This window comes from Nocardiopsis sp. NPDC006198 (assembly GCF_040613895.1).
In the GTDB taxonomy this organism is placed as follows: domain Bacteria; phylum Actinomycetota; class Actinomycetes; order Streptosporangiales; family Streptosporangiaceae; genus Nocardiopsis; species Nocardiopsis tropica.
Genome location: NZ_JBEXSY010000011.1, coordinates 136,087 through 151,916, shown reverse-complemented (window position 1 = coordinate 151,916; position 15,830 = coordinate 136,087). Strand labels below are relative to the sequence as shown.

Annotated in this window: 10 protein-coding genes; 6 read left to right on the top strand and 4 right to left on the bottom strand. The window is 75.3% G+C overall.

Annotated elements, in window-relative coordinates:
* The coding region (locus ABZ234_RS10770) for an SbcC/MukB-like Walker B domain-containing protein (RefSeq protein ID WP_355011833.1) at nt 1-2,035 on the top strand (2,035 nt) is incomplete at its 5' end.
* Nucleotides 2,036-2,246: 211 nt separating this feature from the next.
* Entirely contained in the window at nt 2,247-2,675 is a 429-nt protein-coding gene (locus ABZ234_RS10765) for a hypothetical protein (protein ID WP_267946057.1), read from the top strand.
* 160 nt (nt 2,676-2,835) lie between these two features.
* On the opposite strand, the gene ABZ234_RS10760 is transcribed toward ABZ234_RS10765, so the two are convergent.
* On the bottom strand, nt 2,836-5,055 hold the full coding sequence (locus ABZ234_RS10760) for a cytochrome c oxidase assembly protein (RefSeq protein ID WP_355011832.1): 2,220 nt from the start codon (nt 5,053-5,055) through the stop codon (nt 2,836-2,838).
* A 405-nt stretch (nt 5,056-5,460) separates the two neighbouring features.
* Here ABZ234_RS10760 and ABZ234_RS10755 point away from each other — a divergent pair, with 405 nt between their 5' ends.
* The 4 genes from ABZ234_RS10755 (at nt 5,461) to ABZ234_RS10740 (ending at nt 10,232) form a co-directional block, all read left to right on the top strand.
* Nucleotides 5,461-6,684 carry an amidohydrolase family protein gene (locus ABZ234_RS10755; RefSeq protein ID WP_355011831.1) on the top strand — a complete coding sequence of 408 codons (1,224 nt, stop codon included), beginning with the start codon at nt 5,461-5,463 and terminating at the stop codon, nt 6,682-6,684.
* Between the two features lie 182 nt (nt 6,685-6,866).
* Nucleotides 6,867-7,988 carry an alanine dehydrogenase gene (gene ald, locus ABZ234_RS10750; RefSeq protein ID WP_355011830.1) on the top strand — a complete coding sequence of 374 codons (1,122 nt, stop codon included), beginning with the start codon at nt 6,867-6,869 and terminating at the stop codon, nt 7,986-7,988.
* 467 nt (nt 7,989-8,455) lie between these two features.
* Nucleotides 8,456-9,604 (top strand): enolase C-terminal domain-like protein, encoded by a 1,149-nt coding sequence (locus tag ABZ234_RS10745; protein WP_355011829.1) that lies wholly within the window; start codon nt 8,456-8,458, stop codon nt 9,602-9,604.
* A gap of 172 nt (nt 9,605-9,776) precedes the next feature.
* A complete protein-coding gene (locus ABZ234_RS10740; protein ID WP_267946062.1) occupies nt 9,777-10,232 on the top strand; it encodes a MaoC family dehydratase in 456 nt (151 codons plus the stop codon).
* Nucleotides 10,233-10,325: 93 nt separating this feature from the next.
* On the opposite strand, the gene ABZ234_RS10735 is transcribed toward ABZ234_RS10740, so the two are convergent.
* From ABZ234_RS10735 to ABZ234_RS10725, 3 genes are all read right to left on the bottom strand, one after another.
* Nucleotides 10,326-12,011, bottom strand: coding sequence for a glycosyltransferase family A protein (locus ABZ234_RS10735; RefSeq protein ID WP_355011828.1), 1,686 nt, complete (start codon nt 12,009-12,011; stop codon nt 10,326-10,328).
* Nucleotides 12,008-14,038, bottom strand: a complete 2,031-nt coding sequence (locus ABZ234_RS10730) for a glycosyltransferase (protein ID WP_355011827.1) — start codon at nt 14,036-14,038, stop codon at nt 12,008-12,010. Before ABZ234_RS10730 ends, ABZ234_RS10735 begins: the two co-directional genes overlap by 4 nt.
* Nucleotides 14,039-14,190: 152 nt before the next feature.
* Entirely contained in the window at nt 14,191-15,801 is a 1,611-nt protein-coding gene (locus ABZ234_RS10725; protein ID WP_352982978.1) for a glycosyltransferase, read from the bottom strand.
* Nucleotides 15,802-15,830: the final 29 nt, after the last annotated feature.

Below are 15,830 nucleotides of genomic sequence, written 5' to 3'. Positions count from 1 at the left end.
CGTCCCCCCCCACCCGCCCCTGGCCGCCGGGCCCCCCCGCATCGGCCGGGCCGTGACCACACCCCCGCCGGGGCGGGGGGCGCCGGGCCCGCCCCCCCCCGCCCCGGAACCGCTCCGGCCCCAGGAGGCGCTGCGCGCCGCCGAGCAGGAGCGCCGTGCCGAACTGGCCCGCCTCGAGCACCTCCGCGGGGACGCCGGACGGCGCCGCGCCCTGGGCCGCTCCGTCGACGAGCTCACCGCGCGCCTGGACCGCACCCGCGAGGAGTCGGCGCGCCTGCGCGAGCGGGCCCTCTCCCTGCCTCCCCGGGTCGAGTCCCTGACAGGCGAACTGCGCCGGGTCCGCGACCTGGCCGGGCAGGTGGAGTCCGCCGGAACCGCCCTGGCCGCCGCGGAGCGCCGCCGGGATGCGGCCGCCGCGTACGAACGGCTCGGCCGCGAGCTGGAGGAGGCCGAGGCCCGGTGCCGCCGCGCCGTGGACGCCGCGCAGGCCGCACGCGAGCGGGCCCTCGCGCTGCGCGAGCGGCGGATCACCCACATGGCCGCCGAGCTGGCGTCGGGCCTGGCCGAGGGGGCCCCGTGCCCGGTGTGCGGGTCGGCGGAGCACCCGCGTCCCGCCCTCCCCTCGGACGGGGACCTGGTCACCGCGGAGGAGGAGCGTGCGGCGCAGGCCGCGGCGGACGACGCCGCCTCCCGCCGCACCGCGGCGGAGAGCGACGTGGTGGCGTTGGGCGAGCGCCGGGCCGCGGCGCTCGAACGCGCCGAGGGCCTCACCCCGGAGTCCGCCCGGGACGAGGTCGGGGAGCGCGCGAGGGAGCTGGCCGACGCCCGCGCCGCCGCCGGCGAGGTCCACCGGGTGGAGGAGGCGCTCGAACAGCTCGAGGCCGAGGTGGAGCGGATCCGCGCCCGGGAGGGGGAGCTGACCCGGCTGGAGGCGGAGGCCGGGACCGAGCTGGAGAGCGCGGTCCGGGAGCACGGGAGGCTGACAGCCCTGCTCGACGCGGCGCGCGGGGGCGATCCGGGGCTGGAGGAGCGGATCACCAGGCTGTTCGGGGAGGCCGACCTGCTGCGCGCCGCCGCCGAGGCCGCGAACACCCGCGACGGCGCAGCCGAGGAGTACCGGTCCGCCGTCGCCGAGGCCGAGCGGTACCGGGCCGAGGCCCGCTTCGCCGACGAGGCCGGGGTGTGGGAGGCGGCCGTGGACGAGCCGCAGCGGCGCGCCCTGCGCGAGCGCGCCCGCGCCTTCGACGACGAGCTGGCCGCGGCCCGGGCCGCGCTGGCCGATCCGGAGCTCCTCGCCGCCGACGGCCCGGCCCCCGACATCGCCGCGCTGACCGCCGGGGCCGAGCGGGCCTCCGCCGCGGCCGACCGCGCGGTCGCCTGGCGGAGCATGCTGGAGGAGCGGGCCCGGCGCCTGTCCGCCCTCCGCCGGGAGCTGCGGAGCCGGATGGAGGGCAGCGAACCGGTCCTGCGCCGCTACGCGGTGGCAGAGGGCCTCCGCGGCCTGGCCGCGGGCACCTCCGGGGACAACACCGACAACGTCCGCCTGTCCGCGTACGTGCTGGCCGCCCGCCTGGAGCAGGTGGTGGCGGCGGCCAACGGACGACTGCTGACGATGTCGGACGGCCGGTACGAACTCCGCTACACGGTGGACAAGGCCGCGGGGGACGGCCGTGCGCGGTCGGCGGGCGGCCTGGGCATGCGGGTGGTCGACGCGTGGACGGGGGTGGAGCGCGACCCGGCCACCCTGTCGGGCGGCGAGACGTTCTTCAGCTCACTGGCCCTGGCGCTGGGGCTGGGCGACGTGGCCGCCGCCGAGGCGGGCGGCGCCGACATCGACACCCTGTTCGTGGACGAGGGCTTCGGCACCCTCGACGAGGACACCCTGGAGGAGGTGCTGGACGTGCTGGACCGCCTGAGGGACGGCGGGCGGGCCGTGGGCGTGGTCAGCCACGTCGCCGACCTCAAGCACCGGGTCACCACCCGGTTGAAGGTGGTCAAGGGGCCCTCCGGCTCGCGGGTGGAGCACACCGGCTGACCGGGCGTCCGGGGCCGCTTCCCGGACGGGGGCGGACCCGGTTCCGTCCCCGGGCGGAGGACGTCCGTTCCGGCGGCCGGGTGCGGGGCGGGGGCCGCGCCCCGCGCGCACGCCGCCCGGCCGCGCCCGGGGCGCTCCGCCCACGCGTGCCCGTCGGCGGGACGGGCCCCGCACCCACCCCGGGTCGGCGCACCCGCGCGGCGGTGCGACAATGACCAGCGTGAATTCGCTGGTGGACATCGCTGTGTTCGGAATCGTGGGCGCCATCATGATGGCGGCCCTCATCGGTCTGCTCCTCGTGGTCTCGGGGAGCGCTCGCGGGGCCTCGCCCCGGGTACGGGTGGCGTTCGGGGCCGCCTCCGTGGTGCTGCTGGTGGCGCTGCCGACGCTCACCGCCGCCAACACGCTGTCCTCGGGCTCCGGTTTCTGGGTGGCGTTCGCCACGGCCACCTGTGTGGTGGCCGTCGTGTACGCGGTGAACGTGGCGATGCTGCCGGTGGTGGCGCGCCGCCGGGCTGCCGCCACGGGCGAGACCGCCCTCGCGTCGCTGCGGCCGTCGCCGCCGGTCCTGGCCGCGGGCCTCCTGATCTGCCTGGCGCTGGGACTGCTGGGCGCGGCCGTGGCCGCCCTCGTCGTCTGAGCCCCCCCTCCCCGCACCCCGTGCCCGTCGGCGCGGGGCACTCGTCGTCCGGGCCCGGCCCCGCGACGGGGCTCCCCGGGCCGACCGCGGCCCCGCCCGTCACGCCCCCGGACACGACGGCGGGGGCGCACCGGGTGGTGCGCCCCCGCCTCCGGTCGGGTCAGCGGCCGTTCGCGGCGGCCGGGTCGTCGTCCGCGGCGCCTTCTCCGGCGGACTCCTGTGCCCCCCGTTCGTCCTTCCCGTCCCGTCCGTCCCGCTCCGTCCGGTCGGCGGGGTGGTCGGAACCGGCGGCGTCCGGCTCGTCGGCGGGCGCCGTCGCGGTCCCCGGGGAGGCCAGGCCGCGCGAGCGGCGGTCCAGTTCGGCCAGGTAGGCGTTGTAGTCGTCCATGTCGGCGTCGTCCGAGCCCCCGCGGCGGCTGTGGCGCTCCCTGCGGCGCTCCTGCTTCTCGTCGTCGCGGGACCACTGGACCACGAGCGTGAGCATCACCAGGAGTGTGGGGATCTCCCCGAGCGCCCAGGCGACCCCGCCGCCCGCGTACTGGTCCTCGGCCAGGCCGTCCAGCCACGGCACGTCGAACTGGCTGTAGAAGTCCATGGCCATCGGGGCCGACTGCATCATGATCGAGATGCCGAAGAAGGCGTGGAAGCCCATCGCGAGCAGCAGGAGCAGGATGCGCAGCAGGTAGGGCATCTTCCTCGGCGCCGGGTCGACGCCCACGATGACCCAGTAGAAGAGGAAACCGGTGACGAGGAAGTGCGCGCCCATGAACAGGTGACCGAGGTGGTCGTTCATCAGGGTCGGGAAGAGCGGGGTGAAGTACAGGGCGTAGGGGCTGAACACGAACAGCGGCGCCGCCACCGCGGGGTGTGTCACCACCTTGGAGAAGCGGCTGTTCAGGAACAGGTTCAGCCACTCGCGCGGCCCCCGGTCCCCGCGCTGCCGGGCGGGCTTGAGCGCACGCAGCGCGAGCGTGACGGGCGCTCCCAGCACCAGCAGGATGGGGGTGAGCATCGACAGGGTCATGTGCTGGATCATGTGCGTCGAGAACAGCACCATCGCGTAGGTCGCGAAACCGCTGAGCTGGATGACGACGATCGACAGCAGACCCGCCCCGAACGCGACCGTGCGCCCGACGGGCCAGGTGTCGCCGCGGCGCAGCAGCCGGGTCACCCCCGCCGCGTACAGTCCTCCGGCGACGACCACGAGCATGATGAAGAACAGGTCCGGACGCCACAGGGTGAGCAGCGTCTGCACGCTCATGGGCGGCGGGACGGGGAAGCCGAGGATGGCGGCGGCGGGGTCGACGGTGCCCTCCAGCGGCGGGGGCGGGGCGGTGCGCCCCAGACCGACGGAGACACCGATGACGGTGGCCATGACGAGCACCTCGACCAGGGCGATGCGCAGGAACGAGCCGCGCCGGAACTCCGGGCCGCCGGCCCCCTTGAGGGCGAACTCGCGGTGCATGTACCCGAACGCCCCCAGGACGCCGAACAGGATGATCTTCACCAGGATGATCAGCCCGTACTCGGTGGTGACGAGCTCGGCCGGTGAGGAGAGCCGGGCCAGGGCGCTGGCCGCGCCGCTGACGGCGACACCGATGTAGGCCCACAGGGCCAGGCGGCTGAACCGGTGGGCGGTGACCGCCGGCTCCTGGGCGTCCCGGCGCACCGCGTGGTAGGTGACGGCCGCCAGCCCGCCCACCCACACGCTGATGGAGACGACGTGCATGGCGAGCCCGGTCACGGCGAGTTCATGGGCGCCGGAGGAGGCGGAGTGGCCGGTCAGGGCGGGCGGCGTGGTGGCGACCAGGGCGAGGACCAGGAGCCACAGGCCCCCGGTCGCCGTGGTCGCCGTGCGGCCGAAGAGGGCGATGCCGGTCGTCAGCAGGATGACGAACATGAGCGCGATGCCGCCCGAGACCGCCCCGGCGTACGCGGTGACCTCGTCGACGCTGACCTGGCCGATGGTCCTGGCCAGGAACTCGGAGGCCTGGAAGTAGAGGGTGGCCACGGCCGCGACGGCCCAGACGAGGGCCGCCCAGGTGGCTCCGCGCACGTAGGAGGCCGCCTGCGGGGTGAGCCTGCCCTGGCGCGAGGGCAGCAGGACCGCGGCGAGCAGGAGGAGCCCGATCGCGACCACGGCCGAGCCGTCCATGGCGACCTTGGCCAGCGGCATGCCCCACCGCACGGCCTCGCCCGCGTCGGGGAGGCCCGGGATGACCTCGGGGAAGGCGGCGCCGCCGAGGACCAGGGTGAGGCTCAGCCCCGTGAGTCCCAGGACCGCGGCGGCCACGGCGAACAGGGGCACCCGCCCTGTGCCCGGAGCGTCGTCATGGTGCTCCGGGGAGGAGGATGTCGCATTGTGTGCGAGTGGAGCCACGCGGCACTCCGTCGTCGATGTCGTTCGGTTGGCTGGTCGGAGCCCTCGGTTGTGGCCGCCTCGCCGCCGCACGGTCGGCTCCGGCAGGGGCTGTGCACGGAGGAGCACCTCGCCCAAGGTTAAACGGTCTACTACACGGCGTCGGACTGGGGTTCGCCCGGACGGCCCCCGCGACCGTGCGGCCCTCCCGCGCAGCGGGGCGCCGCCCCCGGGCCGGCCCCCGCTGCGCGCGGGCCCCTGTTGTCGGGTTCTCCCCTTCCGGCCGGGCTCTTCGCGCTACGCTCGTGAACCAGTCGTGACGACGGTCTCACTCCTCCTCGCGTTCGTCCCCCGCTCCCACGATCCCCCCGCGGATCCCGTGTCCCAGCAGCACTCTCTCGTCGCGAGCGTACGAAGGAGACGGCGATGACCGAGTTCGACAGTGTGGTCCGCTCCAGGCGGGTGGTCACCCCCGAGGGGGTCGTGCCCGCCTCCGTCGCCGTCCGCGACGGCCGCATCGAGGCCGTCGCGGACCACGGTGCGCGCCTGCGCGCGCGGCAGGTGACCGATCTCGGTGACGTGGCCCTGCTGCCCGGGGCCGTGGACATCGGCACCGGCGTACACGTGCCGGGCCGGGGGCTGGCCGAGTCCTACCGCCTGGTGGGACAGGCGGCGCTGAGGGGCGGCGTGACCTGTGTGGTCGCCGCCCCGGCGCCCGCGCGCCCGGCGATCACGTGCGCCGAGGCGCTGCACGCCCACCAGCTGGCGGCCGCGGGCTCCCCGGTGTCCGTGCGCTTCCTGGGAGGGGTGACGAGCGGCACCAGTCCGCTGGACCTGGCCGACCTCCAGGCGGCGGGCGCGGTGGCGTTCCACTGCTCCCTGTCGGACGGGGGGTCCCCGGACACGGCGGCGATGAGCGACGCCCTGCTGCGCAAGACGATGGCCGAGCTCACCGCGTCGGACGCGGTGCTGCTCGTGCACACCGAGGACGCCCGCGAGCTGGGGTCCCCGCCGGTGTCCGCGGAGCAGCGGCCGCCCCGGGCGGAGCGCCGGGGGATGGAGCGGGTGATCGCGGCGGCGCGCGTGGTGGGGGCGCGCACGCACGTGTGCCCGTTCACGGCGGCGGACTGCGCGGCCCTGCTGGCGGCGGCGGAGTCGATCGGCGTGGCGATGACGGCGCACACCTGCCCGCACTACCTCTGCCTGCCCGCGGAGGGGCTGGCCCCGTCCTCGCCCGCGCACGGCTGCCGTCCACCGCTGCGCTCCGACGCCAACCGCAGGGCGCTGTGGAGCGCCCTGCTCTCGCAGGGCTCGGCGATCTCCACGATCGGTTCGGGGCACCTGCCCTCCCACGGCCTGTACACGCTGGAGTGGAGCCTGTCGGCGCTGTGGACGGCGGCGCACCGGCGCGGGCTGGGCCTGGCGGACCTGGCCCGCTGGACGTCGCGGGCCCCGGCGGAACTGCTGGGGCTGGACGGCAAGGGCCGGATCGCGGCGGGGTTCGACGCGGACCTGGTCGCCTTCGACCACGCCCGCGGGGTGGCGGTCCCCCCGGCCGACCCGAGCCCGTACGCGGGTAGGGAGCTGACCGGCCGGGTAGGGCGGGTGTGGGTGTCGGGACGCGAGGCGGCGACCGGGGACGACCGGTAGCCCTCCCCCGGGGAGGCCGCCGCGGGTCCTGGACGGCACCGGCGCACCCTCGTGTCACACCCCACACACCGCCCTTACACGGTGTCAACAAGAACGCCGAGAGACATGCATGTTGGCGATAGCGCCGGAACGCCTTCGCAGTTCACAGTGGGGCTATCAACGGAGATACCAGTGGAGGAACCGTGCGCATCGGCGTGCCCCGTGAGATCAAGAACCACGAGTACCGGGTGGCCATCACTCCCGCGGGAGTCCACGAGCTGGCCGGCCGGGGCCACGAGGTGGTCGTCGAACGCGGCGCCGGCCTGGGCTCCTCCATCTCCGACGAGGAGTACTCCGCGGCGGGGGCCCGCATCCTGGACACCGCCGACGAGGTGTGGGCGGCGGGCGACCTCGTCCTGAAGGTCAAGGAGCCGGTCCGGGAGGAGTACCACCGGATGCGCGACGGGCAGGTCCTCTTCACCTACCTCCACCTGGCCGCGTCCCGGGAGTGCACCGAGGCCCTGCTGGAGCGGGGGGTGACGGGCATCGCGTACGAGACCGTGCAGCTGCCGGACGGAGCCCTGCCACTGCTGGCCCCGATGTCCGAGGTGGCGGGGCGGCTGGCGCCCCAGATGGGGGCGGTGACGCTCCAGCGGCCCAACGGCGGCCGCGGGGTCCTGATGGGCGGCGTCCCGGGCGTGCGACCGGCGCGGGTGACCGTGATCGGCGGGGGCGTCTCCGGCCTCAACGCGGCGCAGATCGCGGTGGGCATGGGCGCCGACGTCACCGTGCTGGACCTGAACGTGAACAGGCTGCGCCACGTGGACGCGCTGTACCGGGGCCGGATCAGGACCGTGGTCTCGAACGCGTTCGAGCTGGAGCACTCCGTCCTGGAGTCCGACATGGTGATCGGCGCGGTGCTGGTGCCGGGCGCCCGGGCGCCCAAGCTGGTGTCCAACGAGCTGGTGTCGCGGATGCGGCCCGGGGCGGTGCTGGTGGACATCGCGATCGACCAGGGCGGCTGCTTCGAGGACTCCCGGCCGACCACGCACGACGACCCGACGTTCCGGGTGCACGACACGGTGTTCTACTGCGTGGCGAACATGCCGGGCGCGGTGCCCAACACCTCCACCCACGCGCTGACCAAGGACACCCTGCGGTACGCGGCGGCGCTGGCGGACAAGGGCTGGCGCCGGGCCCTGCGCGAGGACGACGCGCTCGCCGGGGGGCTCAACACCTTCGGCGGCGAGGTGGTGTACGCGCCGGTCGCGGAGGCGCACGGCCTCAAGCACCGGAGGCTGGACGAGGTCCTCGCCGCCGGCTGAGCGCTCTCGCCCCTCCCCGCGCCCTTCCGGGCCGTCCCCGTCCGAGCCCGTCCGGCCGGGGGCGGCCCGGACCCGTGCGCGGGGACGGGAACGGGAGCGGGGGCGGACCCGTGCGCGGACGCGGGACGGCGGGCGAGCGCGGGGCGCGGGGGCGGCAGGCGCCCGTCCCCGGGACGCCGCCGCGGGGAGCGCACACCGGTGTCGGCGGCCCCCGGGGACCCCCTGTATCCAAGGAAACCCGGAAACCCGCCGCGGCGCCAGGCCGTCCGTCCGCCTGTGGACGGCGCGGGCGCGCACCGCGTTCCGGGGACCGGGGCGGGCCCCCGACCGGGCCCGGCCGATGGGAAGGACCACGCGGTTCGGGGTGGTCGGGCAGGTCGGGCGCGGGTACGGTCGGGAGGAAGGCCCGCGTCCGCCCGCCTGGGACGGACGACCTGCGGGAGGACGAACACCGAGGTGGGGACAGCGTGGCACACACCGGCTCGGCGACCGCGACACGGATCGTCGAACTCGAGCTGATCCGACTGCGGCCCGCGTCCGGCGGGCGGAGCGCCGACACCGACGGCCCCGTCCTCGTCAGAGTGGCCGACGGCGAGGGGGTCGGCGGCTGGGGAGAGCTCCCCGCCGCCACCGGGGCCCAGTGGGAGGCCCTGACCGCCGGGTTCGCCCCGGCCCTGCTCCGGCACACGTGGAGGCGCCCCACCGAGGCGGGCGACGCCTGGGCCGACCTCCCGCGGGATCCCGCTGTGGCGAACGCCCTGGACACCGCCTGCTGGGACCTGTGGAGCCGACAGCGCGGGACGCCGCTGTCGCACGCCCTCGGCGGTGAGCGCACCGCGCTCACCGCGGGGGTGACCCTGGCCCGCCAGGTCACCCTGGAGTCGGTGGTCACGGAGGTGAACCGGCAGGTCGGTTCGGGTTTCCGGCGCATCAGGCTGGAGGTGGAGCCGGGGTGGGACGCCGACGTGGTCCGGGCCGTGCAGACCAGTTTCCCGTTCCTGGTCCTCCAGGTGGACTGCGGAGGCCGCTACACGGAGTCGCCCGCCGACCTGGACTCGCTGCGCGCCATGGACGGGCTGGGCCTCCTGGCCGTCGAGGACCCCTTCGCGCCGGGCGACCTGGCCGCCCACGCGCGCCTGGCCTCGGAGCTGCGCACCCCTGTCGCCCTGGGCCGGGGGCTGTCGTCGGTGGAGGACCTGGACGACGCGATCCGCGCCGAGGCGGGCGGGGCCGTCAACGTGGACCCGACCCGGCTGGGCGGGCTGACGTCCGCCCGGCGCGCGGTGGACCGCGCCGTGGACGCGGGCTGGCAGGTGTGGTGCGGCTCGTCGGCGACGACCGGGATCGGCCGTGCGGCCGTGGTCGCGCTGGCGTCCCTGACCGGGGCGTCCCTCCCGGTGGAGATGCCCGGCGCCGGGAACCGCAGCCGCGACCTGGTGGTGCCGCCGGTGCGCGCCCATGACGGTGTGGTGCCGATCCCCTTGGCGGAGAGCGGGCTGGGACACGGGGTGGACCGGGCCGCGGTGGCCGACCGGACCGCGCGGTCCCTGGTGGTGGACGCGGACGGACCGCGCGAGGTCCGCACCGCGCGCGAGGCCCGCGGCCGACGCCGCTGACCCCGCGCCGGGCGGGCGTGCCCGCGGTCCCCGCAGCGCCGCTCCGCACGCGGCGGGGCGCTGCGGCGGGGCGCTGCGGCGGAGGGCGCGCACCTATAACCGAACACCGTTAGGTAGAGTTGCGGCACCGTCCGGCCCCGACCCCCGGACCCGACGTGACAGTGGAGGCGCGGTGCGCGTATTCGCCGACATCAACGAGGTGCTCTCAGCCGAGGGCGAGCACCTGGGCCACACCGACTGGGTGACCATCGGCCAGGACCGGATCTCCCTCTTCGCCGACGCGACCGAGGACCACCAGTGGATCCACGTCGACCAGGAGAGGGCGGCCGACGGCCCCTTCGGCACCACCATCGCGCACGGGTTCCTGACCCTGTCGTTGCTGGCCCACTTCTCCCAGTCGATCATCTCGGTCACCGAGAAGCCGAGCATGTCCGTCAACTACGGGCTGAACAAGGTGCGGTTCCTCCAGCCCGTCGCGTCCGGCTCCCGCGTCCGCGACGGCGTGGAGATCGTCTCCGTCAAGGAGACGCCCAAGGGCTACCTGGTCTGCACCCGGCACACCGTGGAGATCGAGGGCTCCGAGCGCCCCGCGCTCGTCGCCGAGTCCCTCGGCCTCTGGGTGCCCTGACCGCGCGGGCCCCGGGCTCCCGGGGTCCGGACCGGACGCGCCCCGGGGCACGGTGCCCGGGGCGCGTCCGTCGCGGTGCGCGGCGGCCCGCCCTCAGCGGGCGATCCTGCGCAGGATGCGGCGCCCCAGGCCGGGGGTGAACCAGCGCAGTTTACGCTCGGCCCGCTCCGCGCGCCTGCGGAGCCTCTGCGCCTCGGCGCGCGCCTGGTTCAGCTGGTGGCGGAGCGCCTCGGCGGAGTCCTCCGTCCGCTCCTCGTCCGCGGGACCGGCCCCGTCCGCCACCACGAAGGCCTGCGCGGACGCCCACTGGACGCCGAACAGCTCCTCGACCAGCTGGTCCAGCTCCTTCGGCTCCGCCTCGGGCTCCAGGTGGCGGGCGCGGGCGAACGCGGACGTGCGCTCTAGGCGCAGCACCCCGTCCCCCGCCCGCGTGGCGCCCGGCAGGGGCGCGCAGAACAGGCCGTCGCCCCGCCGGTCCAGCAGCGCCACCAGGTTCGCGACGGCGTTGTCGCGCGGTTCCGCCCCGGCGGGGACGTGGAGGCGGAAGGGCACCCGCGGGTCCTCCTCCGGGTCGCCCTCGGTGAAGCGCACCCGGGGATCGCCCCGGAAGGTCTCCCTCACCAGGCGCAGGTCCAGCCGCTCGTCGTCCAGCGGGGAGCGCCGCCCCTCGTCCAACACGCCCCACGGACCGCGCAGCCACAGCCGCACGTCCGGCGTCGTGCCCCGCAACAGGCCGGAGGCGGTGGTGTCCGCCTCCTCCAGGGTGGCCTCGGCCACGTCGAGGACGATGTCGACCCGGGGCACCTCCCACTGCCGGTCGGGGCGCTTGTTGCGCAGGTGGAAGTCCGGGACCCGGTTGGAGACGTAGGGCCCCCGGTACCGCGTGCCCCTCTCCTTCTCCTGCTGCATCTGGGAGCGGCCCAGGTGCCAGCTGCTGGTGTCCGGGTCGGGGACGAACACGGCGCCCCGCTGGGCCAGGCGGTGCCCCAGTTCGCTGTCACCGCCCAGGATCAGGTCGGCGTCCATCCCGCCCGCCGCCTCGAACAGGGTGCGGTGCAGCGAACCCGTGGCCCCGACGAACACCTTGAAGGCCCCGTGGTGCGCCGTGCGCAGGCCGTCGGTGCGCTCGACGACCTCCTCGATCCAGTGCGTGTCGGCGGTCTCCCGGTCGAACAGGTCGGCCGCCCGCCCCGCCCGCACCTGCTCGGCCACGTACTCCGGGTCCAGCGCCTCCGGGTCGAAGTCCACGAACAGCTTGTGCCCCAGGACCACGGCGTAGTCGAGGAGGTGGTGCCACCGCATCTGCGACTCGACGTGCTCCCGGTACACCAGCATGTCCGAGTCCAGGCGCAGCACGACCGCGCCCTCGGACGCCGCGGCGCCGGTGTTGAAGGCGTGCCCCGACCCCCACCCGCCCGGAGCCGACACCAGCAGCCGCGTGTTCTCCGGACGCACCCGCGGCAGCTCCAACGGCTCCGGAGAACCGTCGTCCACCACGACCACCTCCATCAGACGCGACGGATAACTCTGCGCCGACAACGACGCCAGCACCATCGCCAACTTCTCCGGATGACCGTGCGCCGGAACCACCACCGACACCGACAGCGTCGGCTCCCACCCCCCCAGAACCGGCGGCACGAGCGGTGAGTAGTCGTTGCGGTACAGCCTGGGCTGCACCGCGGGCGCCGGGTCGGTCGGCGCCGTCCCCTGGCCCTCCGGCCCGCCGGCGCCGCGCCCGGCGGGTACCTCCTTGCTGGAGGCGCTGTCTGAGGTGGTCAACTTTGTCCCCCCGAGTGCTCGGTGTGCGGGGCGGCCCGGCCGAGCGGCTCCGCTTCCCCCTCCATGAGGGAGTTGGGCCGCCAGCCCGACCACTGCTTGGTGTGGTTGCGCAGGAAGTAGCCCAGGTCCACCTCCCACGTGTGTCCGGCTCCCGCCCTGCGCAGGAGGTATCCGAGGCCGTGGGTGCGGTAGATGCGGCCGCCGGCCTGCCGTACGGCGAGCAGGAACTGGCTGTCGATCGCCCGGGGCAGCGGGCGGAAGCCCCCGACGTCCTCCAGCACCACGCGGTCGGTGAGGATCGTGCTGCCGACCACCTGGGCGTTGGGGAACTCCGACCGGTAGCTGCGCCACACGGTCAGGTCGAGCTCCTGGAGGTAGGTGAAGTTCTGGCTGATGCCCACGACGTCGGCCCCGGAGTAGGCCCTGGACAGCATCAGGTCGGAGAGGTGTTCGGGGCCGTACCAGTCGTCGTCGTCCCACTTGGCGACGACCGTGCCGGAGGCCCGGTCCACCGCCTCGTTCATCACCGCGCCGAAGACCTTGTCCCCGTCCGCCTCGTGCACGGTGATGGCGTGGCCGAGGGCGGAGAACCCGCGTACGGCCTCCTCCACCGGGGGCAGGGAGGCGGAGAACCCGTGCAGGGCGAGGACCACCTCGAACCTGACGTGGCGCTGCCGGGCCACCTGGGCGAGGGCGAACCCCACCAGGTCGGGGCGCCGGGTGCACAGGACCACGGAGACCAGCGGGTCCGGGACGACGGGGATGCCCGCCTCCTCGGCCAGTGCGCGCCACCTGGTCCGCCGCCCGTGGGCGCGCAGCGCGGCGCGGCGCAGCCGGATGCTGTGCTCCTCCCGCGCCAGGCCGTCGAGCATGTCCTCCTCCTCGGCGGAGGTGAGGAGGTCGGTGAGGGGCTGTCCGAGTCCGGCGGCCCACGCGGGCACGGGGCCGCTCACCAGCGGGACCCCGCCCGCGGCGAGGGAGGCGACCGCCCTCACCGCCGCCGCCGGCCCGGCGTGCCCGGACCAGTCCACCCGGACGACGCGCAGGTCGCGGATCCGGTCCAGGTCGACGTCGGTGAGGCCGCCGTCGGCGGGCACGGTCACCAGGACGTCCCCGTCGGTGCGGATGACGGCGCGCGATCCGTCGACGGTCAGGTCCGCGACGGGGCCCTTGGTCCTCTTGTTGAAACCCATGGGGTTGACGAGGCGCTCGTCGATCGGGGCGACGGCGCTCACCGGGTCGGGGCCCCGGACCCTGAGCGCCGCGGCCGGGCCGTCGGTGTCGACCCGGGACTCCCACGAGTCCGCCCCGGTGGTGGAGCGGTCCAGCGCGGGGACGGCCACGTCCTCCCACAGCGGCAGGGAGGCGCCCTCCTCCGTGCGCAGGACCAGGTCGGCGGCGGGTGTGACCCGGATCAGCGGAACCGGCCCCACCGGACCGACCGGCGTGGCCTCCGGGTCGCCCGGGCTCCACAGGTGCGCCTGCGGTCCGTGGAGCCCGGCCCGGATCCCGCTCCCGGGGCCCCTCCGGCGTCCCCGCCCGCCGTGGAAGACCGCTGCGAGCGCCGGCGCGACGTCGGTCCCGCTGGGGAAGAAGAGCTCGCACACCCATCCGCCCTTCTCCGCCCTGCGCACCCGCAGCTCGTGAAGGTCGTTCCACTCCTCGATGCCGGGCGGTGAGGGGGCCAGGCCCCCGTGGTGGCCGGGGATGTGCGCCACGGCCACGAGGAGGTGGACGGCCCGGGGCAGGTGTGCGGCGAGGGTCACGGCCCTGCGCAGGTCGGTGAGGCTGGCGGCGACGACGGCGACCAGGCCGACCGCGGGCCGGCCCCCGTCCCCGCCGGTCCCTTCTCCGGGGAGCACCGGCTCCCCCACCGGGTGGGTCCCCAGGTCGAGGAGGAGGTCGTCGGGCCGCAACCGCAGGGAGGCGAGTTCGTCGAGGACACCGCCCCCGGCTCCGATCCGGCACAGTACGGCGCGCTCGTCACCGCGTGTGCGCAGGGCCTGGCTGATGGCGGAGGTGATCATCGGGCGACCTCGGTGAGTTGGGTGCGCGGGGCGGGAGCCCGTCGGACGCGTGTCGGTCACTGCGTCCCAGACTAACCAATATGATCACTCTGGGTGCAAACATGACCGCGTGTCGTGATCGATTGGCTCCCGGCCCCGCGGGCCGCCCCGGCTCAGCGCGCGAACCTGCGCAGCACCCTCTCCACCGTCCCCGGCTTGGACCAGCGGAGCTTGCGCTCCGCGCGCTTGGCCCGGGCCGTCTGGCGCTCGACCTCGGCGCGGGCCTCCGCGAGCTTGCGGCGCAGCGCGTCGGCCTCGGCGTCGGACGCCCCGGCCTCCTCCTCCGCCGCCTCCCGTACGACGAACGGCTCCCCCGGCATCCAGTGGGTGGTGTGGACCTCCTCGACCACCCGGTCGAGGTCGCCGCCGGTCGCTCCGGGCTCCAGGTGGCGGGCGCGGGCGAACGCGGACGTGCGCTCCAGGCGCAGCACCCCGTCCCCCGCCCGCGTGGCGCCCGGCAGGGGCGCGCAGAGCAGGCCGGCCTTCTTGTCGTTCACGGTCCGCACCAGGTCCGCCACCATCGTGGGCGTGGGGGCGGCGCCCACGGGGACGTGGAGGCGGAAGGGCACCCGCGGGTCCTCCTCCGGGTCGCCCTCGGTGAAGCGCACCCGGGGATCGCCCCGGAACGTCTCCCTCACCAGGCGCAGGTCCAGCCGCTCGTCGTCCAGCGGGGATCGACGCCCCTCGTCCAACACGCCCCACGGACCGCGCAGCCACAGCCGCACGTCCGGCGTCGTGCCGTCGAGCAGGGCCGAGACGGTGGTGTCGACGTCCTCCAGCGTGTGCGCCCCGACGTCCAGGAGGACGTCCGCGAAGGGCACCTCCCACTGCCGGTCCGGCCGCTTGCGACGCAGGTGGAAGTCCGGGACCCGGTTGGCCACGAAGGGCATGCGGTAACGGGTGCCCGCGTCGCGGCGGGTCTGCATCTGGGAGCGGCCCAGGTGCCAGCTGCTGGTGTCCAGGTCGGGGACGAACACGGCGCCCTGCTGCGACACCCGGTAGGCGAACTCGCTGTCGCCGCCCAGGATCAGGTCGGCGTCCATCCCGCCCGCCGCCTCGAACAGGGTGCGGTGCAGCGAACCCGTGGCCCCGATGAACACCTTGTACGAGAGGCGGTCGGCGGTGCGCAGCCGGTCGTGCTTGTTGATCAGGCGCTCGACCCAGTGCGTGTCGGCGGTCTCCCGGTCGAACAGGTCGGCCGCCCGCCCCGCCCGCACCTGCTCGGCCACGTACTCCGGGCTCAGCGCCTCCGGGTCGAAGTCCACGAACAGCTTGTGGCCCATCGCGACCCCGTAGTCGAGGAGGTGGTGCCACCGCATCTGCGACTCGACGTGCTCCCGGTACACCAGCATGTCGGCGTCGAGTCTGAGGATCACCTGGCCGGACGAGGCGGCCACACCGGTGTTGAAGGCGTGCCCCGACCCCCACCCGCCCGGAGCCGACACCAGCAGCCGCGTGTTCTCCGGACGCACCCGCGGCAGCTCCAACGGCTCCGGAGAACCGTCGTCCACCACGACCACCTCCATCAGACGCGACGGATAACTCTGCGCCGACAACGACGCCAGCACCATCGCCAACTTCTCCGGATGACCGTGCGCCGGAACCACCACCGACACCGACAGCGTCGGCTCCCACCCCCCCAGAACCGGCGGCACGAGGACGCCGTGGTCGTTGCGCAGGACTCGGGGCTGCCGTGTGAAGTCGGCCTCCCACCGCGGTGGCACGCGGGTGGCCGCGGCCGCGGTGGCGGGTT

Coding starts and splice junctions, on each gene's coding strand:
- ABZ234_RS10765 (WP_267946057.1), top strand. CDS start 2,247: ATGACCAGCGTGAATTCGCTGGTGGACATCGCTGTGTTCGGAATCGTG.
- ABZ234_RS10755 (WP_355011831.1), top strand. CDS start 5,461: ATGACCGAGTTCGACAGTGTGGTCCGCTCCAGGCGGGTGGTCACCCCC.
- ABZ234_RS10730 (WP_355011827.1), bottom strand. CDS start 14,038: ATGATCACCTCCGCCATCAGCCAGGCCCTGCGCACACGCGGTGACGAG.